The sequence below is a fragment of the Microbacterium sp. SCN 69-37 genome, assembly GCF_001724435.1.
Taxonomy (GTDB): Bacteria; Actinomycetota; Actinomycetes; order Actinomycetales; family Microbacteriaceae; genus Microbacterium; species Microbacterium laevaniformans.
Window position 1 is genome coordinate 72,080 of sequence record NZ_MEEL01000031.1, and the last position, 21,514, is coordinate 93,593.

Genomic DNA, 21,514 nt, shown 5'->3' on the forward strand with positions numbered 1-21,514 from the left:
GCACCGGCGGGATGCCGCGTGCTCCCATCCTGTCTCAGGATGGCCTGTCGCGGTCAGCGGATGCGACGTGAGAAACGTCGCGGACAGCTCACCGAGAACAAAGTCACAGTGAGTCGATAGGGTCGACATACCGCCGCCACGCCGACGTCTCCCGGACCAGGCCCCGCGATGATCGGACAAAACGAAGGAAGAACAGATGTCGACACCCCCGCCCACGAATCCTCAGGATCCGGACGGCTCGGCCGCCGACGTCCCCGACGCGGTCGCTCCCGACGCGGTGGACTCCACCCCCACCGAGGTCTACCCGCCCGCAGCCCCGCCTGCCGCACCCGCCCCGACCGGCGGCTACGGGGATGCCTACGTCGCACCGACGGCGCCCCCTCTCCCGCCCGCGGCCGGCCAGCCCACCGTGCCCTACGGCGCACCCACCGCCCCCTACGGCGCGCCGACCCCGCCGTACCTCGCACCCTCGGGCCCGCCGGTGCCCGACACGCGCTCGAAGGCCATCGCGTGGACGGCACTCGGCCTCGCCGCCGGGGGCACGCTCCTCAGCATCATCGGCATCGTGCCGGTGCCGTGGGTGGGTCTGGTGGCCGTGCTGATCGGCGGTCTGCTGCTGCTGGCGGGCTTCATCTTCTCCGTCGTCGGGCTCGCGGGCAAGCGCTACGGCGGAAAGCCCCTCAGCATCACGGCCCTCGTGCTGTCGCTGGTGGGCGCGACGATCGGCTCGTTCGCTCTCATCTGGTCGATCATCCTCGTCGGCGTCTCCTCGGCGGGCTCATCGATCGACGAGATGATGAGCACCCCGACGCCCATCCCCTCCGTCGAGGTCAGCCCCGGCGACATCCTGCCCGGCGAGGGCGACGATTCTGCAACGGCGACGGAGTCGGCGGCGCAGCAGCAGTTCATCGCCGATGTCCGCCCGAAGGTCAACCAGATCCTCACGGAGGTCGACCCGACGGCGACGCCCGAGATCATCGAGCAGGTCCTCCCCGACGAAACGCTGATCCTCATCGGCGAGACGCTGCTCACGACCGGCGAGGCGGGAATCGACGACCTCGTGCAGCAGACGATCACCAGCGTGGGAGCCGACGAGAGCTCCGCCGACATGCTGCGCACGCTCTACGGTGAGATCCTGACCTCTGCGCGGACCTACCTGCAGTAGGTCACCGCGCGCGTTTGACCACGGGGGCTCGAGCGGCATCCTGATGGATGACGCTCGGGCCCTCCGGCGTCGATGCGACCAGCAGCTGGGCCGGCAGCTGCTCCTTCATCGCCTCGACGTGGCTGATGACACCGACGGTACGCCCGCCCGCGCGCAGGTCGTCGAGAGTCCGCAGAGCGAGTTCGAGTGTCTCGGGGTCGAGCGATCCGAAGCCTTCGTCGACGAAGAGCGTGTCCAGACGGATGCCGCCGGCCCGGGCCGTGACGACCTCTCCAAGACCGAGCGCGAGGGCGAGCGAGGCGAGAAAGGTCTCGCCGCCGGACAGCGACTGCGGCGGACGCCGCCGGCCGGTGTGCGCGTCGAGCACGTCGAGGCCCAGGCCCGACGCGCGCCCGCGCGCGGCACGGGCGTCGGAGTGGTGCAGGGTGTAGCGTCCCGACGACATCTCCGCCAGACGCACGTTGGCAGCCGCGACGATCTCCTCCAGTTCGGCGGCCAGCACGAAGGTCTCGAGGTCCATCCGCATCGTGTTCGGCGCCCGCCCGGCCACACTGTCGGCCAGACGGATCACGGCGGCGGCCTCGTCGGCGCTCTCCTGCACCTCCGCCAGGGCACGGTCGACCTGCTGCAGCAGATCCTGGAGCGCCTCGGCCGTGCGGACGGCGCCGGCGTGAGCGGAGATCGCATCGGTGCGCGCGGCATCGGCGATCTCCACCGTCTGACGGGAGGCGTCGACATCGCCGGCGGAGGGGTCATCGCCGCCGGCGTCGAGTTCGAGTTCGAGAAGTCGAGAGCGCGTCGCCGACAGCTGCGCCGCATGGTCGGCGATCGCGATGTCGATCCCCTCGATCTCCTCGTCGGAGATGAGCGCCGCCCGGGCCGCGTCGAGATCGTCGAAACCGGAGGCCGCGAGCAGCGCGTCGAGTTCCTGTCGGGCGTCGAGGTGCGCACGAGCGCGCTCATCACGTGCGGCATCAGCCACGACGACCGCGCGCGCCCGATCGCGCTCCTCGGCGACGGCGTCGATTCTCGCCGCCACCGTCGCGAACGACCCGCGCGCCGCGGTGACGACCGCGTCGAGGCGGGAGATGTCGGACTCGGCCGCGCGGGCACGCTCGCGCGCCGTCGCGAGGTGTTCGACGCACGCCGCGCGCCGCTCGTCGTCGGCCGCGGCGGCCTGCTCGGCACGCGCGCGGCGCTGCGAGAGGCCGGCGAGTTCCGCGGCCGCACGCTCGGCCTCGGCCTGCGCCGCGGACGTGGCGGCGAGCCTCTCCTCGGCCGCGGCTCCGTCGAGGCCGCCGGCGGCGATGCGGGCCGCAGCGACAGCTTCCCGTGCGAGACCGGCACGCTCGCGCGCGTCGGCCTCGGCGACGGACGCCTCGTCTCGCGCGCGCTCGGCCGCCACCAGCAGGTCATCGGTGACGGGCTCGTCGGCGGGCGGCGAGGGGTGGGGATGCTCGGGGGAGCCACAGACCGGGCACGGCTCCCCGGGAACGAGCGCGGCCGCAAGCTCCGCCGCGACGCCGGCGACACGTCGACGCAGCAGCGCACCGAGCGCAGCCGACGCGGCCTCGGAGTCCGTCAGCGCCGTCGCGTACGCAGCCTCGGCCGCGGCGAGCGCGGCCGCGAGGTCGTCGGCACGGTGGGCCGCAGCGACGACCTCGCGCAGACGCAGGTGTTCGGCACGCAGATCGTCGAGACGCGCCGCGGCGACCGACACGGCGGCGATCTCGGCGTCGATCTGGGCACGCTCGGCGGGACGGGCGGCGCGGCGGTCATCGATGTCCGCGAGGTCGTGCTCGCGCGCCACGATCGCGGCGATCGCAGCCTCGTGCTCGACCCGACGCGCGACGAGGTCCCGCTCCTGAGCGGCTGCGATCTCCCACCGGGCGAGATCACCGGTGAGCTGCTCGACCGCGCGAGCGGCGTCGGCTGAAGCGTCCGTGCGGCCCGCACGCCACCGATCCCGAGCCGTGTCGGCGTCGTGCGCCGCCGCCGCCGCAGCGCGCTCGGCACGCTCGAGAGAGTCGAGAGGGGCGCGCAGCACCGCGGCGGCACGCCCGCCATCCAGCCGGCGGCGCGCACGTGCGATCTCGTCGGCGCGGGCCTCGAGTTCACCGAGGCGGTGGCGCAGCGTCTGTCGCTCCTGCGCGCGCGCCGCGGCGGCCACGACCGCGGCGTGCGCGGCGGCCGCGGCGGCGAAACGCTCCTCGGTCGCCGTGCGCGCGAACTCCGCCTGTTCGACGCGGTACCGCGCGCGGCGGTGCGCCCGCGCGAGATCCTCGCGACGGGTCGCCACGGGCGCCGGCGCGGGATCCGCGCGCCGAGGGTCGGGGTGCGCTGCAAGCTCCGATCCGCCCGCGTGCTCGTCAGCGAGGTCGCCGGCGCCGTCCTGCGCCTCGCGGATATCGAGATCGTGAGCTCGGGCCAGCCTCTCACCCTCCTCGACGAGCGTGCGCGCACGCGAGTCGACAGCGGCCAGAGCCGTCTCCGCCTCTCGGCGCCGGCTATCGAGCTCATCACGGTACTGCTCGAATCGACGCGTACCGAAGAGCGTGCGCAGCAGGCCCTGGCGCTCCTCACCGGAGGCGAGCAGAAACCGCGAGAACTTGTTCTGCGCCAGAAGGATCACCTGCTGGAACTGCTGCGCGTTCAGACCGAGGATCTCGCCGAGAGCCTCGCCGACCGTGCGCGGTTTCGCCGCGCGCCCGACCCATCTTCCTTCGACCAGCTCCTCCAGCTCCGCCCGCGGCGGCTCCGTCGTCAATCCGCCCCCGCGCTTGGCGGGGCGGTCGTATTCCGGCGCCCGCGTCACGCGCCAGCGTCGCGCGCCGACGGTGAACTCCAATCGCACCTCGGTCGGGTCGGAGAGATCCGCGTGGTCGCTGCGCAGACGCTTCTCCCCGCCGTCGTAGCGGGGCACGCTGCCATACAGGGCGAAGCTGACCCCGTCGAGAATGCTCGATTTGCCGGTGCCGGTGCGCCCGGAGATCAGGAAGAGTCCGTCGGCATCGAACGCGTCGAAGTCGACGACCTGCGTGTCACGGAAGGGCCCGAAGCCGGTGAGCTCCAAACGGTGGAGCTTCATGCCAACGCCTCGACGACGACGCGCTCCTCGAGCACGTCACGCAGCACCTCGCGCTCTCGCTCCGTCAGCCCCTCGCCGTCACGCACATGTGACAGGAACGCATCGAACAGCTCGAGGTCGCTGCGTGCGGCCCGGACACGATCGGTGTAGCCCCGCCCATCGCTGTGGCGTGCGACGTCCGGCACGTGCACGACCTTGGCGCAGTACGGAAAGCGCTGCTGCAGCCGTCGCAGCGGATCGCGCACCGGAAGATCATCGGTGTATTCGACGCTGACCCACGCGTCGCGAGCATCGTCGGACGAGGTCGCGGCCAGGATCTCCTCGAACGGCCCGCGCAGGGTGACGAGGCGTCGAGGAACCGGCAGCTCGACCCACACCGCCTCCGACGCTCCCTCGGCATCCATCTCGATGAGCCACGACCCGCGCGGCTTGTGCCCTTCACCGAAGCTGTAGTGCAGCGGCGCGCCGGCGTAGCGCACATGCTCAGCCAGCTTCTGGCGACCGTGGATGTGACCGAGGGCGACGTAGTCCACACCGTCGAAGGCAGACAGGGGCACGACATCGAGACCGCCCTGCTGGATATCGCGCTCGAGGTGCGGGGTGGGCTCGACGCCGGCCGCGAAGCAGTGCGCGATCGCCACCGTCCGTCCGCCGCGGGAGGCGTGGTCGACGCGGACGACGTCCATCGCACGGCGAAGCGCATCGGCCTGCGTACGCACCCCGGGCCACACCGCACGCACGAGCGCGGGTTCGAGGTAAGGGATGCCGTAGAAGTGCACCGGACCGTGCTCGTCCGACACCGTGATCGGCTCGCCGATCGCCGCCGGGTCGGTGCGCACGTGGATGCCGTCGCGCAGCAGCGCCGCCTGGAAGCCGAGCCGCGCCGCGGAGTCGTGGTTGCCGCTGGTGACGATGACCTGCGCGCCGGTGTCGGCCAGTGCCCGCAGCGTCTCGGACAGCAGCGTGTAGCAGGCGGCGGCCGGCGTCGCGGAATCGAAGACGTCGCCGGCCACGATGACGACGTCGACCGCGTGGGTGCGGACCTGTTCGGTGAGCGTCTCGAGCACACCCCGCAGCGCATCGAGCGTCGAATGACCGTGGAAGGTCCGCCCGATGTGCCAGTCGGAGGTATGCAGGATGCGCATGGCTCCACGGTAGGCGCAGCCGCCGACATCGCACGGAAGGCCCGCGGGTGGGCTCAGTCCTGGGCCGCTCTGCGCCGCGCGCCGAGGTCGATCACTCCAATCAGCAGCGCGATGCCCAGGAAGACGCCGACGGCCACCATGCCGTAGGCGTACGCATCGTGGAAGACCGCGAGCGCGTCGCCCCCGCCGTCCTTCTCGCGATAGACCGTCGAGTAGAACAGCGAGAGCCCGATCGCGGTGCCCACTGCCGTGCCGACGCGCTGGCCGAGCTGGCCGACCGAACCGGCGAGGCCCCCCTCGCGCGTCGGGATCTCGGCGAGGGTGAGCGTCTGGTTCGGCGCGACGACGAAGCCGGCGCCGGCACCGGCGAGGACCATGACCCCCGCCATGGCGTACTCCACGACTCCGGCCGGCACCGTGTACGCGACGATCGCGAGGGCGACGACGCTCACGAGCACCACGATCAGCCCGCCGACCACGAGGGGGCGCCCGAGCCGCGCGACGAGCGAGCCGCCGAACCACGCGGTGATGGCGCTGGCCACGGCGAAGCCGATGGACACCATGCCGGCGAAGACGGGCTCGGTGCCGATGCCGATCTGCAGGAACAGCGTGGTCAGCAGGAACATCGCCGGGATCGCCGTGAAGTAGGTAGTCACGACGAGGGTGCCGTTGCGGAACGACGAGATCGAGAAGAGGGAGAACGGCACGAGAGGTGAACGACCGGATGCCGCGTACCGCCGCTCCCACCAGGTGAACGCGGTCACGAAGACGACGAAGAGCACGAGGCTCCACCACCGGCGGGGATCGTCGGTCGGGGCGCCGGTCGTGAAGAGGAAGGGCCACATGAGGGTCACGATCGTGAACGCGAGCAGCACGAGACCCACCGGGTCCAGCTGCAGGCGACCGGGCGTCGATCGACGCGTTCGCGGGAGCAGGCCCAGCACGCCGGCGATGACCAGTGCACACAGCGGCACGTTGATCCAGAAGATCCACCGCCAGCCGTCCTGCACCCCGCCGACGGCGATCATCAGGCCACCGAAGGTGGGGCCGATCGCAGTGGCGACACCGATCGTGGCTCCGAACAGTCCGAAGGCGCGACCGCGCTCCTTGCCGACGAAGATCTGCTGGATGGTTCCCAGCACCTGCGGCATCTGGATGCCGGCGGCGAGGCCCTGGACGAGGCGGGCAGCGATCAGCACCTCGATCGTGGGCGCCAGGGCGCAGACGACACTGGTGACGAGGAACAGGCTCAACCCGACGAGGAACAGGGCTTTGCGCGAGCGTTGATCGCCGAGCCGCCCGAAGGGCACGAGCGCGAGACCGAACATGAGCACGTAGCCGGAGACGACGATCTGCAGCTGGGTCGAACCGGCCCCCAGCGCCTTCTCGATCGAGGGCAGCGCGACGTTCACCTTGCTCAGATCGAGGATCGTCAGCGCCGCGACGGATACGCAGACCCAGAACGCGCGCCAGCGCTGCCCGCCGTCGAGGGAGATGCTCGCGGTACCCGGACTGGTCATCCGTCCACGTTATCGCCCCCTCACGCGTGGCCACCGTCCCACGACACAGCGGACGGGCGGCTCGGAGACCGTCTCCGAGCCGCCCGTCGCGGTGGGTGCGGACTCAGCCGTTTCGGATGCGGCGGCGTCCGATCAGCAGGACGGCTCCGGCTACCAGCAGCAGCGCTGCGAGCATGCTCGCCGCCGTGATCAGCACCGGGCTCTGACCGCTCGTGGCCAGCGAGGCCGCGCCGGGGTCGCTCTGACCCGTGCCGGTCTGACCCGTGCCGCTCTGACTCGTGCCGTCGGTGGGGACCGGCGAGGGCTCGGGGTCCGGGGTCACGACGACGTCGGCCAGCGTGACCGCATCGGAGTTCGACACCTGCACGAGCTGATCGCGGTAGCCGTCGTACTGCGCCGTGACGGTGCGGATTCCCGCGGGGACGACGACGCTCGCCCCGCCGCGCGAGACGAGCACCTGCACCGACCACGCGCTGGCGCGCACCAGCGCGGAGGTGGCGGCCTGCCCCGTGAACGTGACGGTTCCGGCGACGTCGCCGCGGTCGGCGGCGACGACACGCGCGGTGACCGTGCGCTCCTGCACGCTCAGCGACGTCGTCGAGGCGACCGCGCTCACGCCCGTCCACTCGTGCATGGCGGTCAGCACGGATGCCGTCGATCGCGCGATCGACGAGATCACGGGCGTGCCCACCGATGCCGGGCGCATCGAGGTTTTCGCACACGGCGGCGCGAGCGTCGTGGCGGAGCGTCGCGGCGATGCCGCGTCGGCGTGCACGGTGGTGCTGGTGCACGGGATCGGCATGGGCCGCAAGGTGTTCGCAGATCTGGTGCGCCACCTGGAGAACGAAGCGCTCGTGGTGGCCCTGGACCTGCCCGGCTACGGCGACGCCCCGGAGCCGACGCGCACGCCCACGATCGAGCGCATGGCCGACCTCGTCGCGGCGTATCTGCGCCATCTGGGACGCGGTCCGGTCGTGCTGCTCGGGCACTCGATGGGCACGCAGGTCGTCGCCGAAACCGCGGCCCGACACCCCGACACGGTCGACCGCCTCGTCCTGGTCGCCCCCACCGTCGACCGCCATCGCCGCCGCGCGCTACGTCAGCTGTGGCGCTTGGCGCGCGATCTCTGGGGAGAAAGCCCGAAGGTGCTGCTGCTGGGTGCCCGCGAGTATATGCGGGCGGGACCGAACCTCCGGCGCAAGATGCGGGCGATGCTCACCCACCGCCCCGAAGCCACCTACGCTCGGGTCTCGGCACCCACCCTCGTGGTGCGGGGCGAATCCGACGTCGTCGTTCCCCCCGAGTGGTTCGATGAGGTCGTCGCCGCCATCCCGGACTCGCGCGGCTTCGTCGTCGAGGGCCACCGTCACGAGACGCTCATCCGCACGGCGGAACCGACTGCCCGGGAGCTGGGCCGGTGGCTGTCGGAGCAGTGACGCGCGTCGACGGGCGCCCGCCGCGTGCGCTCAGTCCGCGGATTCGTCCGCTGCGAGCTCGGCGATCAGCGCGAGAATGACCTCCTCCTCGGCGGGAACCCCCGTCTCGGCGAGGCGACCGCGAACGGCCTCGTCGACGGTGGCGGCGTTCTGCCCACCGACGTCGGCGCGCAGCTGGGCGATCAGTCCGTCTAAGCGCTCCTGATCCGATGTCTCATGAAGCTCGAGACGGGGCTCGTCCTGCGTCGGCGCGCTCTCCCCGCCTCCCGACGGCTCGGCATCGATCACGCCGTCCGGGAGTTCGTCTCGCTCGGTGCTCATGGGCTCTCCTCACCTCGGTCGTCCCACTGTGCGGGGCCGCGCGGCGACCGACCAGACCCTTGACGGCGCCGGCGCCGAGGAGGTAGGCGATGACGGCTCAGGCGGTCCGCGGCGGCGCCAGCAGCGACCGGCGCTCGGGATGCGCCGCGAACCAGTCGGCGACATACCAGCACACCGGGCTGATGACGCGATCGCCTCGAGCGGCGACGTCGTCGACGGCCCGGGAGACGACCTCTGCCGCGTAGCCGTGACCCCGGAAAGTCGGCACGGTGTACGCCCGCGTCATCGCGACGGTGCGGCCGTCGTCGCGGTAGTCCAGCGCGCTCACGATCTGCTCCCCTCGGCGCAGCGTGTAGCGCGACGCGTCGGGCTCATTGCTGAACGACAGCTCGTCGGCGGTTTCTGTCATATCTCTACGCTACGCCGGGGCGCAGGGGGCGGGGCGGAGATGGGACGGGTGCGGGGCTACGCCGCGGGACCGGCGGCAAGCGAGCGCACCCAGTCGTCGACCTCGCGCTGGCCCCGCAGCCGCAGCACGGGGTCGCCCGCGGCGATCCGTGCCTCCATCCGCCGGCGCATGCCCGGATAGCTCGTCCAGGCCCAGCGGATGATGTTGTCCTCCGGCTCCCATTTCAGCCACGAGCGCACGCTCTCGCGGTTGCCGTGCCAGAGCTCTTCGCGCAGGATGCCGCGACGAAGGGTTCGCCGGAGCACCCGCCACATCACGACGCGACGCGGGTGGTCGACCCACACCACGACGTCGGCCCCGCCGGCGGTACCAGGCTCCATGAGACCGCCCAGCCGTGAGTTCCAGTTGCCGTCCGCGACCCACCCCTCGGGGTGCGCGGCGAGGAACGCTCGCACGCGTCCCCGAGCCTCCTCGAGGTTGCGATAGGTCCACCCCGCATCCCAGAACACAGCGTCCAGTTCGAGCCGGGCGATATGCATCCGCGCCGCGACGTCCTCCGCCAGCCGCGACTTGCCCGAGCCTGAGGTCCCGACGATGCGGATGCGGGCGGGCGGCGTCGTCGGGGCGTTCACGACCATGCACTCTGTCACATTCCGTCATCTTGTGACGGCGGCATCCGTGCGGTTTGACACATCACGACGCGATTCGTCATAATCAGGCCCATGACTGACAACGCACGCACTCTGTCCGCCCTGGAGGCGAACGGACATGCCGGCATCATGATGATGCCGCGCGTTGCCATGTGTTGCCGAATGTGCCACTGACGGTGAACCCCGCCGGGTGCGCCCGCCGTCGCTGACCGACCTCCGTCAGCCGACTGCCACCCCCCGAGCACCGCGCCGCGCACAACGCGAACGCCGGCTGTCTCGCACAGGCCCTCGCATCCCATCCGATGCTGATCTCGCACCGGGCCTCACGCAACACACACCCGAACCCGCTCCTGGGCCGCACGCCCCGGGTTCCGCCCCGAAGGACATTCCCGTGTCGAACACCGCTCTTCTCGCCTCGCCCGCTCCCGTCCGTCACCTGCGCGCCGTCTCCGACGTGCCGCAGCGTCCCGCCGTGGCCGCCCCGGCCGCGAGCACGGCGACCCCCGCCGCCGGCACCGTCCCGGTCGGCACCGCGCCGCGCGGCTTCGCTCTCTACGTCGGCATCGACGAGGCGAAGGCGGCGGCAGACGGCGTCTCGCTCTCCACGCTCGTCGAAGCTCTGCGCCGCACGCTCGGCGAACTCGCCCCCCACGCCGAGACCTATGCCACCGTCGCCCTGGCGCCCGCGTCCGCCGGCGGCCGCGACGTCGACGTCGTGCGCCTCGCGCTCCACGAGCCGAGCGCCGTCGCCCGCACGAAGCAGGACGAGCCGGAGGACGACCACGTGCCCGGAGGGGTGACGATCGACATCTCCCGCCGCCGCGTGCACATCGAGGGCGAGACCGCGCAGCTCACGTTCAAGGAGTTCGAGTTGCTGCAGTATCTCGTGCTCCGTGAGGGCCGCACCATCGAGCGCACCGAGCTCGTCTCGTCGCTGTGGAGCCACGCGGACGCCGACGAGGCACCCGGTGAACGCACGATCGACGTGCACGTGCGGCGCCTGCGCTCCAAGCTCGGCCGTTATGAGGACATCGTCCGCACTGTCCGCGGCATCGGATACCGCTTCGACCGCCACGCCGATGTCGTCATCCGCTACGGCCACGGCACACCCTCGCCCGACCGTTTCTGATCCGCGTCCACGCCACTCGCGTCGTGATGTCGGAGGCCCTGACATAGGGTGACGGCATGAGCACGCGGGAGAGGATGCCGCCGCGCACGGTGCCGCCGGCGACGCGCGACCCGCGTCCTCCGTCGCCGCGGCCGATCGAAAGCGAGTACCGGCCGCGCGTGCTCACCGACGTCGCGCGCGCCGTACGACCGCAGCAGCGCGGCGCGCATGATCCGTCGCAGCTCGAGCACCAGGGCGTGATCTGGCGGGCCACGCGCACGCCCGCGGGTGTCGCGACCCTGGCGTTGCGCATCGAACGCGACCGCGTCCGTGCCGCGGCCTGGGGTACCGGCGCCGCCTGGGCGCTGGAGCAGCTGCCGCGACTGTGCGGCGCCGACGACGACCCCGACGGTTTCGAACCCCACCGGCATCCGCTCATCTCCGATACCCATCACCGGCACGGCGATCTGCGGCTCGGTCGCACCGACCTCGTCTTCGACGCGCTGATCAGCGCCGTGTTCGAGCAGAAGGTGACGGGGCTGCAGGCCTTCGGCGCCTGGCGGATGATCCTCACCTGGTGCGGCGAGCGCGCACCCGGCCCGACGCCCCGGCCGATGTTCGCCCCGCCGGCCGACTGGCACCTCATCCCGAGCTGGACGTGGCACCGCGCCGGACTCGAACCGCCGCAGTCGCAGACGATCGTGCAGGCGGCCGCCCGGCGCGCCTCGATCGAGCGGGCCGCTCGCGACCCGGCATCCGCCGACAGCGCCGTGACGAGCCTCCGCGGCATCGGGGCGTGGACCAGCGCGGAGATGCGCATCCGCGCCTTCGGCGATCCCGATGCCGTCAGCATCGGCGACTACCACCTCTCCCACCAGGTGGGCTACGCCCTGACCGGTCGCCGCGTCGACGACGACGGGATGCTCGAGCTGCTGGAGCCCTGGCGCGGGCACCGCCAGCGCGTGATCAGACTGATCGGGCTGAGCGGCCGGCTCGAACCGCGCCGCGGTCCCCGCTTCGCACCGGAGGACCACCGCGGGCGGTGATCGGGCGGCGATCCCGGGCCGACCTTCTACGCTGGTGCCATGACCCACAGAGGATGGCCACGCGGCCGCATCGGCTGGTTGATCGGAACCGTGGTGCTGCTCGGCGCGGGAGTGCTGTTCGGACTCATCATGCAGAACGTGCTGCTCGGCGTGCTGTTGGCCGTGATCGTCTCGATCGGCTGGCTCATCGCGTACGAATCGTGGCGCGGACGCACGCCTGAGCTCGAGGACCCGTGGGACGACGGCGCGCAACTGTGAGCGTGAGCCCTCACATGAGCGAATGATCGCGCGCTCACGCATCCTCGCCTTCGGCTACCGCGCCGTGGCGGCGCTCGTGATCGTGATCGGCATCGCCCGCGTGTCGGGGCTGTGGACGGCGAGTCCCAACTGGCTCACCGACGATCTCGTCCACATCGTCACGCCGATCCTCGACTGGGCGCTGTTCGTCCCCAAGGGTCATCTGCGCCGCCACGACCCGCTGCTGTGGGTGCTCATCCCGTTCGCGTATGTCGCGTTCGCGTACACCTACAGCGCGGTCGGGGCCGGCTTGCGGGCGGCACGAGCGTGCCGTACCCGTTCATGAACGTCGCGAAACACGGGGTCGGCGGCGTCGCGTTGTGGATCGGCGGGCTGACCGTGGGGCTCGTCGCGGTCGGCTATGTCGTCGTGGGATGCGACCGCCTGCTCGCGCGGAAGCTCACATCTCCTCGTGCGTCTCGGGGTCCCCGCCCCACAGACGACCCCGCTCCAGGGAGCTGAGTGCCGCCATCTCGTCATCGGTCAACGTGAAGCCGAAGACATCCGCATTCTCACGCTGACGCGCCGGCGTCGCCGACTTCGGGATCGGGGTCGAGCCGAGCTGGGTGTGCCAGCGCAGCACGGCCTGGGTGGGCGTGACCCCGTGCGCGGCGGCGACATCGGCGACCACCTGCTCGGCGAGCAGCTCGCTGCGCCGCGCCAGCGGGCTCCAGCTCTCGGTGCGGATGCCGTGAGCGGCGTGAAAGGCGCGCAGCGCTGCCTGAGGGAAGTACGGATGCATCTCGACCTGGTTGACGGCCGGGGTCACGCCCGTCTCCTCGATCAGTCGGGTGAGCATCTGCTCCGTGAAGTTCGAAACACCGACCGAGCCGACCGCACCGTCGCTCTGCAGATCGACCATGGCACGGAAGGTCTCGACGTAGCGGCCGACGCTGGGGTTCGGCCAGTGGATGAGGTAGAGATCGATGCGCTCCAGGCCGAGACGCTCAAGGGAGGCGTGGGCGCTGCGGATCGCCTGGTCGTAGCCGTGGTCGCGGCCCGGGACCTTCGTCGTCACGATGAGCTCGTCGCGGATGCCGCTGCGGCGGACCGCCTCGCCGACCTCGGTCTCGTTCTCGTAGTTCACGGCCGAGTCGAGCAGGCGATAGCCCGCGCCGATGGCCGCCTCGATCGCGGCGACACCGTCCTCGCCCTGCAGCTTGTAGGTGCCGAATCCGAGCTCGGGAAAGGACGTGCCGTCGTTGAGCGCGACCGTGGGGATCATGACCATGCCTCCACGCTACGCCCGGCGCACGCTCACGGTGCGATCAGCTCCTCGATGACGCTCAGCACCCCGGCATCCGCATTCGAGGGCGCCCGGAACCGCGCGGCGGCCGCGACCTCGGGGTGGGCGTCGGCCATGGCGTACGACCAGTGCGCGGCACCGAGCATCTCGAGATCGTTGAGGTAGTCGCCGAACGCGGCGGTCTGCTCGGCCGTCACACCGAGCGCCTCCTGCAGCGCCCGCAGCGCGACCCCCTTGTTGACGGTCGCGTTCATGATGTCGACCCAGTGGTGACCGGAGACGACGACCCGGTGGGTCTGGGCGAGATCGGCGAACGCGGGCGCGGAGTGCTCCTCGCCGCCGTCGAGGTCGTAGATCGCGAGCTTGAGGATCTGATCGTCCACGGTGAGAAGATCGGCCACGACCTCCCGACGCGCGTAGTACTTCTCAACCTCCGCGAGGAAGCGAGGAGTGGTGTCCTCGACGTACGCCGACCTCTTGCCGCACAGCACGAGTCCGGCGCGGAGGGTCCCCTCCGCGACGGCGGCACGCAGGCGCGAGACGACGGATGCCGCGACCGCCGGGTCGACGGCGTCCGAGCTGACCTCGACGTCGCCGCGGACGACATACGCTCCGTTCTCGGCGATGTAGTCGAGCTCGCCGTCGACGGCGGCGAACGTCTGCTGCAGCGTCGCCAGCTGGCGACCGCTGGCCGGGGCGAAGGCGATGCCCCGCTCGCGCAGCCGCCCCAGCAGCGACCACAGCCCGTCGGGCACCGACCCGTCGGGCAGCAGCAGCGTGCCGTCCATGTCGACGGCGATCAGGCGGATGTCGCGGACGGTCATGCCTCCATCCTTCCGCACGCCCTCCCTCGGCGCGGAGCCGGCCGGTGGGGATAACCCCACCCCGATTCGGGGGACCGCTCCCTGCGTCCGCGCCGTGGCGCGCCCTAGCGTGGAGTCATGTCAGAGACCGCCGCCCTGCCCCCGGCATCCGTGCCACACGCCGCACCCCCGCCGCCTGCGTCAACGGTGCCGGCCCGCCGTATCGGACTTCTCGCCCATCTCGGCGCCATCGCGCAGCTGGCGGCGATGGGGCTGGCGGGCACCGCGATCTTCAGCCTGCTTCTGCTGCTGTTGAGCCTCGGCGTCGGGCTCCTTCCCGCTCTCGGGGTCGGGGCGTTGTTCCTGGTGGCGTTCGTCTACGCGACGTGGGCCACCGCATGGCTCGAATACGCGCGGGTCGACGGCCTCTACGAGTACGGCCTGCCCGCGCTGACGGCACGCCCCAGCGCCCACCCCGGGTTCACCGGGTGGCTGCGCACCCTCTGGCAGCAGTTCACCGACGGCCCGATGTGGCGCGGCGTCGCCTCGGCGGGCATCTCGACGATCCTCGGGCTCGTCGTGCTGCCGATCGTCGGCGCCCTGTCCTCCAGCGTGGTGCTGCTGTTCGCTCCACTGATCGGCGAGGATGCCGCTCGCATCCCCGCCACGGACGTGCAGATCGGCATCGAGGCGGCCGTCCCGGTCGGCATCGTGGGCATCATCGTCAGCCTCGCGCTGTTGATCGGCGCCGCGCTCCTGCATGCGGTGCTCACCCGGGCGGTCCTCGTGCCGAGCCGTGAAGCGGTGCTCGTGGAGCAGGCCCGCGCCGCCGGCACGCAGCGCGAGAGCGCGGTGCGCTCCGGCGAACTGGAGCGCACGCGCATCGAACGCGACCTCCACGACGGCGTCCAGCCGCGACTCGTCTCGGTGGGGATGATGCTGGGGCTGGCCCAGCAGAAGATCGACAGCGATCCTGCCGCGGCCAAGGCGCTGATCGATGAAGCCCACACCTCGACCAAGGCGGCGATCACCGAGCTGCGCCAGCTGGCCCGCGGCATCCACGCCTCCGTCCTCGACGACCGGGGCCTGGATGCCGCCCTCAGCGCCCTGGCCGCACGATCGCACGTCCCCGTGACCCTCGACGTGCGTCTGCCCGATGCCTCCGGGGACCCGTCGAATCGGTGCAGCCGCACGGCCGAGGCCGCGGTCTACTTCGCCATCGCCGAGTCGCTGACCAACGCGGCCAAGCACTCGCGGGGCAGCGAGGTGCGCGTGACGGTGCGCCGACGCGATGGCGTCGATCAGGGCGCGCCGATGCTCTGGGCACGCGTCGAGGACAACGGTGTCGGCGGTGCCCGCGTGCTGCCCGGCGGCGGCCTCGACGGCATCGCGCATCGGATCGCGGCAGCCGGCGGGGTGAGCCGCCTCGACAGCCCCCACGGCGGTCCGACCGCTCTGGAGGTGAGTGTGCCGTGCGCATCCTGATCTGCGAGGATTCCACCCTGCTGCGCGAGGGTCTCGTGCGCCTCCTCGACGACGCCGGTCACGAGGTGGTCGCCGCGCTCCCCGACGCCGGGGCGCTGATGGATGCCGTGGCCACCTCCACCCCGGATCTGTGCATCCTCGACGTGCGCCTGCCGCCCACGTTCACCGATGAAGGCATCCGCGCCGCGGTGCACCTGCGCGCCGCACATCCGGAGGTGGCCGTGCTGGTGCTCAGCCAATACGTCGAGGAGCGGTATGCGGGCGAGCTGATCAGCACGCAGTCCGCGGCGCTGGGCTACCTGCTGAAGGATCGCGTGGCCGATGTCGGCGATTTCCTCGATGCGGTCGAACGCATCGGCGCGGGCGCCACCGTCCTCGACCCCGAAGTGGTCGCGCAGCTGCTCACCCGCCGCGGACGCGACGCACGCATGGAGCGGCTGACCGAACGCGAGCGCAGCGTGCTGGCGCTGATCGCCGAAGGCAAGAGCAATCAGGCGATCGCACAGACGCTGTTCGTCACCGAGGCGAGCGTCGAGAAGCACATCACCTCGCTGTTCCAAAAGCTCGACCTCGAGCAGGACGAACACGGCAACCGACGGGTGCTGGCCGCCCTCATCCACTGGGAGAACGGAACGAACCGATGACCACCACCCTCACACCGCCTCCGCCGACCGCCGGCGCGGGCGGGCCATCCGCCGGCCGTCCCGATGGACCGCCGCGTCCGACCGGCCCACGCCCGGCGGCCCGCGTCGTGGCGATTCTGACGATCGCGCTCGGCGCCGCCCTGATCTTCGGCGCGTTCGCCACCTCGGCGCTCGGCGCGATCGCCGGCGCCGCGCGCGGCAGCGGCACGCTGACGGCGGATGCCGCGGACGTACGCGCCCTCACCGTCGACGTGGCCGCCGCGGATCTGAGCATCGTCTACGGCGGCGACCGCGCGTCGCTGGAGGTCGACGGTGCCGTCGCGGACTGGCGCCTGCGTCGCGACGGCGATCGGCTCGTGGTCACGACGCAGCGTACGTGGTGGAGCGCGATCCGCCCCTTCGGGCGCAGCGACACCGCGGTGCTGACCCTCCCCCGTTCGCTGGAGCGGGTCGCCCTCGACGGCGATCTCACGCTCAGCGCCGGCGCGCTGCGGGTGCAGGGCACGTACGGGACGGTGAACGCCACCGTGAGCGCCGGATCGATGGAGCTGTCGGGGCGAGCGGCAGCGCTCACCGCGGACGTCTCCGCCGGGCGACTCGTCGTGGATCTCGCCGGAGTCGATCGCGCGGGCTTCAAGCTGAGCGCCGGGTCCGTCGAGGGCAGCCTCACCGGGTCCGCGCCCCGGACTCTGACGGCGGACCTCAGCGCGGGCCGGCTCGCTCTCGTGCTGCCCGACGCGACCTACGCCGTGTCCACCGACGCCGCCGCCGGGGACGTGGAGAACCGTCTGCGCGTGGATCCGGATTCGCCGCGGCGGGTCAGCCTGACGGTCTCGGCAGGGTTCGCCTCGCTGCGATCGTGAGGACGGGACCGTTTCCTGGCAGGACGGTATGCGAACGATATGCACTCGGCGGACGAGCCCGCCACCGTGACCTCGCCGTTATAGCGTGAGTCATCGCCGAATCCGGACACCGACTCCATGAGCCGGAGGACGCGACGCAGGACTCTCCCCCTGCGAATGTGGTGCAACGGATTGCAGGGCCGGTCGTCCTCTCGGACGGCCGGCCCACCGTCGTTTCCGGGGCTCGCGCATCGATCTCGTCCGGCCATGCCTTTCTCACAGGACTCGCGTCTGCACACCCGGCTCGCGGACGCTAGCGTAAAGGCGTGAGCACTCCCATCGACGCCACCCGCACTCCCGCCTGGGCCGATCTGTCCGCACGCGCCGCGGATTTCGCCCCCGATCTCCGCGCCTGGTTCTCCGACGACCCGACGCGGGTCGAGCGGCTGACCTTCGACGCCGCCGACCTGCACGTGGACCTCTCGAAGAACCTCGTGGACGACGGCATCCTGACCTCGCTCCTGGCCCTCGCCGACGACGTGCACCTGGCCGATCGCCTCGCGGCCATGTTCCGCGGCGAGCACATCAACACGACGGAAGACCGCGCCGTGCTGCACACGGCGCTGCGACGCCCGGCCGGAGCGACGCCCGAGCTGGTCGTGGACGGTCAGCACGTGGATGCCGATGTGCAGGCCGTGCTGGAGGCGATGAGCGCTTTCGCCGATCGCGTGCGCTCGGGCGCGTGGAAGGGTGTCACCGGCAAGACGGTCACGCACGTCGTCAACATCGGCATCGGCGGCTCCGACCTCGGTCCCGCGATGGTCTCGACCGCGCTGGAGCCGTATGCGACCGCGGGGATCAGCGCGCGTTTCGTCTCGAACATCGACCCGTTCGACCTGGCGCACAAGACGAAGGACCTCGATCCCGAGACGACGCTGTTCATCGTCGCCTCGAAGACGTTCACGACGCTGGAGACGCTCACCAACGCGCGTCTCGCGCGCGACTGGCTGTGGACGGGCCTGGCCGCCGCCGGGGCGATCGACGGCTCCGACGCGCAGAAGCAGGATGCCGTCGCGCACCACTTCGTCGCGGTCTCGACGGCCCTCGACAAGGTGGCCGACTTCGGCATCGACCCGGCGAACGCCTTCGGATTCTGGGACTGGGTGGGCGGCCGCTACTCGGTCGATTCCGCCATCGGCCTGTCGCTGATGGTCGAGCTCGGACCGGAGGCGTTCCGCGAGCTTCTCGCGGGCTTCCACGCGATCGACGAGCACGTGCGGACGACCCCGTTCGCGCGGAACGTGCCGGTGCTGATGGGCCTGCTCAACGTCTGGTACACGAATTTCCTCGGGGCCCAGTCGCACGCGGTGCTCCCCTACGCCCAGCAGCTCAGTCGTTTCGCCGCGTACCTGCAGCAGCTGACGATGGAGTCCAACGGCAAGCGCGTGCGCTGGGACGGCTCGCCGGTCACGAGCGACACGGGCGAGATCTTCTGGGGCGAGCCGGGCACCAACGGTCAGCACGCCTTCTACCAGCTGATCCATCAGGGCACCCGCCTGATCCCGGCGGACTTCATCGCCTTCGTGAACCCCGCGTACGACCTCAACGACGGCGGCCGCGACGTGCACGGCCTGTTCCTGGCGAACTTCCTCGCGCAGACCAAGGCTCTCGCCTTCGGCAAGACGGCGGAGGAGGTCGAAGTCGAGGGCACCACCGGCGCGCTCGTGGCGGCACGCACGTTCCCCGGCAACCGCCCGACGACGTCGATCTTCGCGCCGGCGCTGACCCCGCGCGTGCTCGGCGAGCTGGTCGCCCTGTACGAGCACATCACCTTCACGCAGGGTGTGGTCTGGGGCATCAACTCGTTCGACCAGTGGGGTGTCGAGCTCGGCAAGCAGCTCGCTCTGCAGATCGCTCCGGCCATCGAGGGCGACGAGACGGCGACGGCCGCGCAGGATGCCTCGACCCGCGCGCTCCTGGACTACTACCGCGCCCACCGCGCCTGACGCGTCCCTCCTCCGCGAGAAACCATCGCCGCGTCGAGAAACACGCGCCGGCGTGGTTTCTCGCGGCGGTCGTGGTTTCTCGCGGCGGTCGTGGTTTCTCGCCGTCAGGCGAGGCGCGTGTGGAAGCGTTCGCCCGAGGCACTGAAGATGCTCAGCACCTCGGCGGGGCCATCGGCGGTCGCGCTGATCGAGTGCGGCAACCGCGTGTCGAACTCGGCGGCCTCGCCGGCGCCGAGCGCGTGCTCGCTGCCGTCGAGCGCCAACCGCACGCGGCCGCTCAGCACGTAGAGCCACTCGTATCCCTCGTGGATGCGGGCGGCGGGCGCGGCATCCATCGGCGGATAGACGATCTTCAGCGCCTGCATCGGCGAGTCCTCGAGCGTCAGCGGCGCGATGACCATCCCGTCGCGACGCTCGATCGGGCGGTGCACGCGCGGGTCACGTGTCTCGGTAGGAAGGAGATCGTCGATGCGGATGCCGAGTCGACGCGTCAACGGCAGCAACAGCTCGAGCGAGGCTTGTCGCTTGCCCGACTCCAGACGCGACAGCGTACTCACCGAGACGCCCGCCGGCGTCGCGAGCTCCTCGAGCGTCCAGCCGCGTGCGTGCCGGGCCGCACGAAGGCGAGCGCCGACCTGATCGAGAGCGTGGGACATCTCCTCAGTTTGCCAATAACGCAATTCTGTTTGCAATCATCACCCGCACCTTCCACAGTGGACCTATGCAGAGCAGAGAGTGGGACGCGGTCGTCATCGGCGGCGGCGCGGCCGGCCTGAGCGCCGCACAGATGCTGGGACGTGCGCGTCGGCGCACGCTGGTGATCGACGGCGCCAGCCCGCGCAATCGCTTCGCCGCGCACATGCACGGCGTCCTGGGCCACGACGGCATCGATCCCCAGGCGCTGCTCGCGCGCGGACGCGACGAGCTGGGCCGCTACGGCGTGCGCGTCGAAGAGGGCGAGGTCGACGGCATCCGCGATGACGGCGCCGTGTTGCGCCTCACGCGCACCGACGGCACGGCCGACACCGCTCGCGCCGTCATCATCGCCAGCGGAGTGCGCGACCAGCTGCCGCCCGTCGCGGGGCTCGCCGAATACTGGGGACGCCATGTGCTGCACTGCCCGTACTGCCACGGCTTCGAGGTGGCGGGCAGCCGTCTCGGCGTGCTGGCGACCTCGCCGCAGAGCGTGCACCAGATCGAGCTGGTTCGGCAGTGGAGCGAGGAGCTCACCGCCTTCACGGGCGCGATCGAGCCCCTCGACGACGAGCTGCGGGTGCGCTGGCGGGCTCGCGGCATCCGCATCGTGCCGACCCCGATCGTGGCCCTCGACGGGGCGAACGGTGCGCTGCACGCGGCGCGGGATGCCGACGGCGAGATGCACGCGATCGATGCCCTGTTCGTCGCGCCGACGCCAGCGATCGACCTGGCGTTCGCCGACGCCCTTCGCCTGGCGCGCACCGACGATCCCGGGGCGCCGCTGGCGGTCGACCTCCTGGGCACGACCTCGCATCCGCGCGTGTGGGCGGCCGGCAATGTCGTCGCGCCCTACGGCAATGTTCCCGTCGCGATGGCGGCCGGATCGATGGCGGGCGCCGGGGTCAATGCCGCACTGGTCGTGGAGGACGGCGACCTGGCACTGGCGCAGCGCGCCCGCGAACGAGCCTCGGCGTGGGAGCAGCGCTACGCGACCCGCGACAGCATCTGGTCGGGTCACGTCAATGCGACCTTCGCCGACCTCGCCGCGACGCTCCCGGTCGGCAGAGCCCTGGAGGTCGGCTGCGGCGAGGGGGCGGATGCCGTCTGGCTCGCCGAACACGGCTGGAACGTGACGGCGGTCGACGTCTCAGAGACCGCGATCCGCCGCGGTGCGACCGCAGCGCGCGAGCGCGGACTCTCCGAACGGGTCACCTTCTTCGTGGGAAGCGGCACGCAGGCCGTGCCGCCCGGGACGTTCGATCTGGTCAGCGCGAGCTTCTTGCACTCGTGGGAACCGGATTTCCCGCGCGTCCCCCTGCTGCGCGGCGCGGCCGAGCGCGTCGCCGTCGGCGGCTATCTGCTGATCGTGTCGCACGCCGTGGCGCCGCCGTGGTCTCATCACGGCGACGACGGGCAACGCCCACGGCTGCTGCCCCCGGAGGAGGAGCTGCGACTGCTCGACCTCGATCCGCAGGCGTGGGAGGCGGTGCTCGTGGAGACCCGCACCCGCGCCGCAACGGGCCGCGATGAGGAGCCGGGGACGCTCGAGGACGGCGTGCTGCTGCTGCGCCGGCGCTGACGGTCGACGACGCGGCCGCGCGTCGCCG

Annotated in this window: 21 protein-coding genes; 11 read left to right on the top strand and 10 right to left on the bottom strand. The window is 71.5% G+C overall.

The genetic code is table 11. The annotated features are described in order from the left end of the window. Positions 1-196 precede the first annotated feature (196 nt). A complete protein-coding gene (locus tag ABS64_RS09835; RefSeq protein WP_292683291.1) occupies positions 197-1,165 on the top strand; it encodes a hypothetical protein in 969 nt (322 codons plus the stop codon). A gap of 1 nt (position 1,166) precedes the next feature. Here ABS64_RS09835 and ABS64_RS09840 read toward each other — a convergent pair whose 3' ends face one another. The 4 genes from ABS64_RS09840 to ABS64_RS09855 form a co-directional block, all read right to left on the bottom strand. After that, positions 1,167-4,253, bottom strand: a complete 3,087-nt coding sequence (locus ABS64_RS09840) for an SMC family ATPase (RefSeq protein WP_292683292.1) — start codon at positions 4,251-4,253, stop codon at positions 1,167-1,169. Next, complete coding sequence (locus ABS64_RS09845) at positions 4,250-5,398, bottom strand: exonuclease SbcCD subunit D (RefSeq protein ID WP_292683294.1); 1,149 nt, start codon at positions 5,396-5,398, stop codon at positions 4,250-4,252. The genes ABS64_RS09840 and ABS64_RS09845 overlap by 4 nt, the downstream gene beginning before the upstream one ends. A 53-nt stretch (positions 5,399-5,451) precedes the next feature. Beyond that, on the bottom strand, positions 5,452-6,918 hold the full coding sequence (locus ABS64_RS09850) for an MFS transporter (protein ID WP_292683297.1): 1,467 nt from the start codon (positions 6,916-6,918) through the stop codon (positions 5,452-5,454). Positions 6,919-7,021: 103 nt separating this feature from the next. Then, positions 7,022-7,564: a hypothetical protein gene (locus ABS64_RS09855; protein WP_288120765.1), complete on the bottom strand. Its 543-nt coding sequence runs from the start codon at positions 7,562-7,564 to the stop codon at positions 7,022-7,024. Between ABS64_RS09855 and ABS64_RS09860 the strand changes: the two genes are divergently transcribed. After that, positions 7,551-8,354 (top strand): alpha/beta hydrolase, encoded by an 804-nt coding sequence (locus ABS64_RS09860; protein ID WP_292683301.1) that lies wholly within the window; start codon positions 7,551-7,553, stop codon positions 8,352-8,354. The genes ABS64_RS09855 and ABS64_RS09860 overlap by 14 nt on opposite strands. Positions 8,355-8,384: 30 nt before the next feature. On the opposite strand, the gene ABS64_RS09865 is transcribed toward ABS64_RS09860, so the two are convergent. From ABS64_RS09865 to ABS64_RS09875, 3 genes are all read right to left on the bottom strand, one after another. After that, the gene (locus ABS64_RS09865; protein ID WP_292683303.1) at positions 8,385-8,675 is read right to left on the bottom strand and encodes a hypothetical protein; all 291 of its coding nucleotides are present in this window, start codon (positions 8,673-8,675) and stop codon (positions 8,385-8,387) included. A 97-nt stretch (positions 8,676-8,772) separates the two neighbouring features. After that, entirely contained in the window at positions 8,773-9,084 is a 312-nt protein-coding gene (locus ABS64_RS09870) for a GNAT family N-acetyltransferase (protein WP_061683618.1), read from the bottom strand. A 56-nt stretch (positions 9,085-9,140) separates the two neighbouring features. Further along, positions 9,141-9,722: a toxin gene (locus ABS64_RS09875; RefSeq protein WP_292683306.1), complete on the bottom strand. Its 582-nt coding sequence runs from the start codon at positions 9,720-9,722 to the stop codon at positions 9,141-9,143. 403 nt (positions 9,723-10,125) lie between these two features. Between ABS64_RS09875 and ABS64_RS09880 the strand changes: the two genes are divergently transcribed. The 4 genes from ABS64_RS09880 to ABS64_RS09895 are packed head-to-tail and all read left to right on the top strand — an operon-like array spanning position 10,126 to position 12,471. After that, the gene (locus ABS64_RS09880; RefSeq protein WP_036287543.1) at positions 10,126-10,863 is read left to right on the top strand and encodes a winged helix-turn-helix domain-containing protein; all 738 of its coding nucleotides are present in this window, start codon (positions 10,126-10,128) and stop codon (positions 10,861-10,863) included. A gap of 56 nt (positions 10,864-10,919) precedes the next feature. After that, positions 10,920-11,888, top strand: a complete 969-nt coding sequence (locus ABS64_RS09885) for a DNA-3-methyladenine glycosylase 2 family protein (protein ID WP_292683309.1) — start codon at positions 10,920-10,922, stop codon at positions 11,886-11,888. 39 nt (positions 11,889-11,927) lie between these two features. Beyond that, entirely contained in the window at positions 11,928-12,146 is a 219-nt protein-coding gene (locus ABS64_RS09890; protein ID WP_036287559.1) for a hypothetical protein, read from the top strand. Positions 12,147-12,168: 22 nt separating this feature from the next. After that, positions 12,169-12,471 carry a hypothetical protein gene (locus ABS64_RS09895; protein ID WP_292683313.1) on the top strand — a complete coding sequence of 101 codons (303 nt, stop codon included), beginning with the start codon at positions 12,169-12,171 and terminating at the stop codon, positions 12,469-12,471. 114 nt (positions 12,472-12,585) lie between these two features. Here ABS64_RS09895 and ABS64_RS09900 read toward each other — a convergent pair whose 3' ends face one another. Both ABS64_RS09900 and ABS64_RS09905 read right to left on the bottom strand, forming a co-directional pair. Further along, a complete protein-coding gene (locus ABS64_RS09900; protein ID WP_292683315.1) occupies positions 12,586-13,416 on the bottom strand; it encodes an aldo/keto reductase in 831 nt (276 codons plus the stop codon). A 26-nt stretch (positions 13,417-13,442) separates the two neighbouring features. After that, positions 13,443-14,255 (bottom strand): Cof-type HAD-IIB family hydrolase, encoded by an 813-nt coding sequence (locus ABS64_RS09905; protein WP_292683317.1) that lies wholly within the window; start codon positions 14,253-14,255, stop codon positions 13,443-13,445. Positions 14,256-14,372: 117 nt separating this feature from the next. Here ABS64_RS09905 and ABS64_RS09910 point away from each other — a divergent pair, with 117 nt between their 5' ends. From ABS64_RS09910 to pgi, 4 genes are all read left to right on the top strand, one after another. Further along, positions 14,373-15,719, top strand: coding sequence for a histidine kinase (locus ABS64_RS09910; RefSeq protein ID WP_292683319.1), 1,347 nt, complete (start codon positions 14,373-14,375; stop codon positions 15,717-15,719). Continuing rightward, entirely contained in the window at positions 15,707-16,363 is a 657-nt protein-coding gene (locus ABS64_RS09915) for a response regulator transcription factor (protein ID WP_016464268.1), read from the top strand. Before ABS64_RS09910 ends, ABS64_RS09915 begins: the two co-directional genes overlap by 13 nt. Then, complete coding sequence (locus tag ABS64_RS09920) at positions 16,360-17,226, top strand: hypothetical protein (RefSeq protein ID WP_036290829.1); 867 nt, start codon at positions 16,360-16,362, stop codon at positions 17,224-17,226. The genes ABS64_RS09915 and ABS64_RS09920 overlap by 4 nt, the downstream gene beginning before the upstream one ends. Positions 17,227-17,531: 305 nt before the next feature. After that, on the top strand, positions 17,532-19,211 hold the full coding sequence (gene pgi, locus ABS64_RS09925) for a glucose-6-phosphate isomerase (RefSeq protein WP_292683322.1): 1,680 nt from the start codon (positions 17,532-17,534) through the stop codon (positions 19,209-19,211). A 104-nt stretch (positions 19,212-19,315) separates the two neighbouring features. Here the strand turns inward: pgi and ABS64_RS09930 are convergent, their stop codons facing one another. After that, entirely contained in the window at positions 19,316-19,867 is a 552-nt protein-coding gene (locus ABS64_RS09930; RefSeq protein WP_036290833.1) for an XRE family transcriptional regulator, read from the bottom strand. Positions 19,868-19,932: 65 nt separating this feature from the next. Here ABS64_RS09930 and ABS64_RS09935 point away from each other — a divergent pair, with 65 nt between their 5' ends. Beyond that, a complete protein-coding gene (locus ABS64_RS09935) occupies positions 19,933-21,486 on the top strand; it encodes a bifunctional NAD(P)/FAD-dependent oxidoreductase/class I SAM-dependent methyltransferase (RefSeq protein ID WP_036290835.1) in 1,554 nt (517 codons plus the stop codon). The last annotated feature ends 28 nt before the right edge of the window (positions 21,487-21,514 follow it).

What these genes read in the sequence shown, in the direction of transcription:
- ABS64_RS09870 (WP_061683618.1), bottom strand. Translation starts at nt 9,084, where the DNA reads ATGACAGAAACCGCCGACGAGCTGTCGTTCAGCAATGAGCCCGACGCG.
- ABS64_RS09905 (WP_292683317.1), bottom strand. Translation starts at nt 14,255, where the DNA reads ATGACCGTCCGCGACATCCGCCTGATCGCCGTCGACATGGACGGCACG.
- ABS64_RS09895 (WP_292683313.1), top strand. Translation starts at nt 12,169, where the DNA reads ATGATCGCGCGCTCACGCATCCTCGCCTTCGGCTACCGCGCCGTGGCG.
- ABS64_RS09845 (WP_292683294.1), bottom strand. Translation starts at nt 5,398, where the DNA reads ATGCGCATCCTGCATACCTCCGACTGGCACATCGGGCGGACCTTCCAC.
- ABS64_RS09865 (WP_292683303.1), bottom strand. Translation starts at nt 8,675, where the DNA reads ATGAGCACCGAGCGAGACGAACTCCCGGACGGCGTGATCGATGCCGAG.
- ABS64_RS09840 (WP_292683292.1), bottom strand. Translation starts at nt 4,253, where the DNA reads ATGAAGCTCCACCGTTTGGAGCTCACCGGCTTCGGGCCCTTCCGTGAC.
- ABS64_RS09935 (WP_036290835.1), top strand. Translation starts at nt 19,933, where the DNA reads ATGCAGAGCAGAGAGTGGGACGCGGTCGTCATCGGCGGCGGCGCGGCC.
- ABS64_RS09875 (WP_292683306.1), bottom strand. Translation starts at nt 9,722, where the DNA reads ATGGTCGTGAACGCCCCGACGACGCCGCCCGCCCGCATCCGCATCGTC.
- ABS64_RS09835 (WP_292683291.1), top strand. Translation starts at nt 197, where the DNA reads ATGTCGACACCCCCGCCCACGAATCCTCAGGATCCGGACGGCTCGGCC.
- ABS64_RS09930 (WP_036290833.1), bottom strand. Translation starts at nt 19,867, where the DNA reads ATGTCCCACGCTCTCGATCAGGTCGGCGCTCGCCTTCGTGCGGCCCGG.
- ABS64_RS09900 (WP_292683315.1), bottom strand. Translation starts at nt 13,416, where the DNA reads ATGGTCATGATCCCCACGGTCGCGCTCAACGACGGCACGTCCTTTCCC.
- ABS64_RS09890 (WP_036287559.1), top strand. Translation starts at nt 11,928, where the DNA reads ATGACCCACAGAGGATGGCCACGCGGCCGCATCGGCTGGTTGATCGGA.
- ABS64_RS09920 (WP_036290829.1), top strand. Translation starts at nt 16,360, where the DNA reads ATGACCACCACCCTCACACCGCCTCCGCCGACCGCCGGCGCGGGCGGG.
- ABS64_RS09910 (WP_292683319.1), top strand. Translation starts at nt 14,373, where the DNA reads ATGTCAGAGACCGCCGCCCTGCCCCCGGCATCCGTGCCACACGCCGCA.
- ABS64_RS09850 (WP_292683297.1), bottom strand. Translation starts at nt 6,918, where the DNA reads ATGACCAGTCCGGGTACCGCGAGCATCTCCCTCGACGGCGGGCAGCGC.
- ABS64_RS09860 (WP_292683301.1), top strand. Translation starts at nt 7,551, where the DNA reads ATGGCGGTCAGCACGGATGCCGTCGATCGCGCGATCGACGAGATCACG.
- ABS64_RS09885 (WP_292683309.1), top strand. Translation starts at nt 10,920, where the DNA reads ATGAGCACGCGGGAGAGGATGCCGCCGCGCACGGTGCCGCCGGCGACG.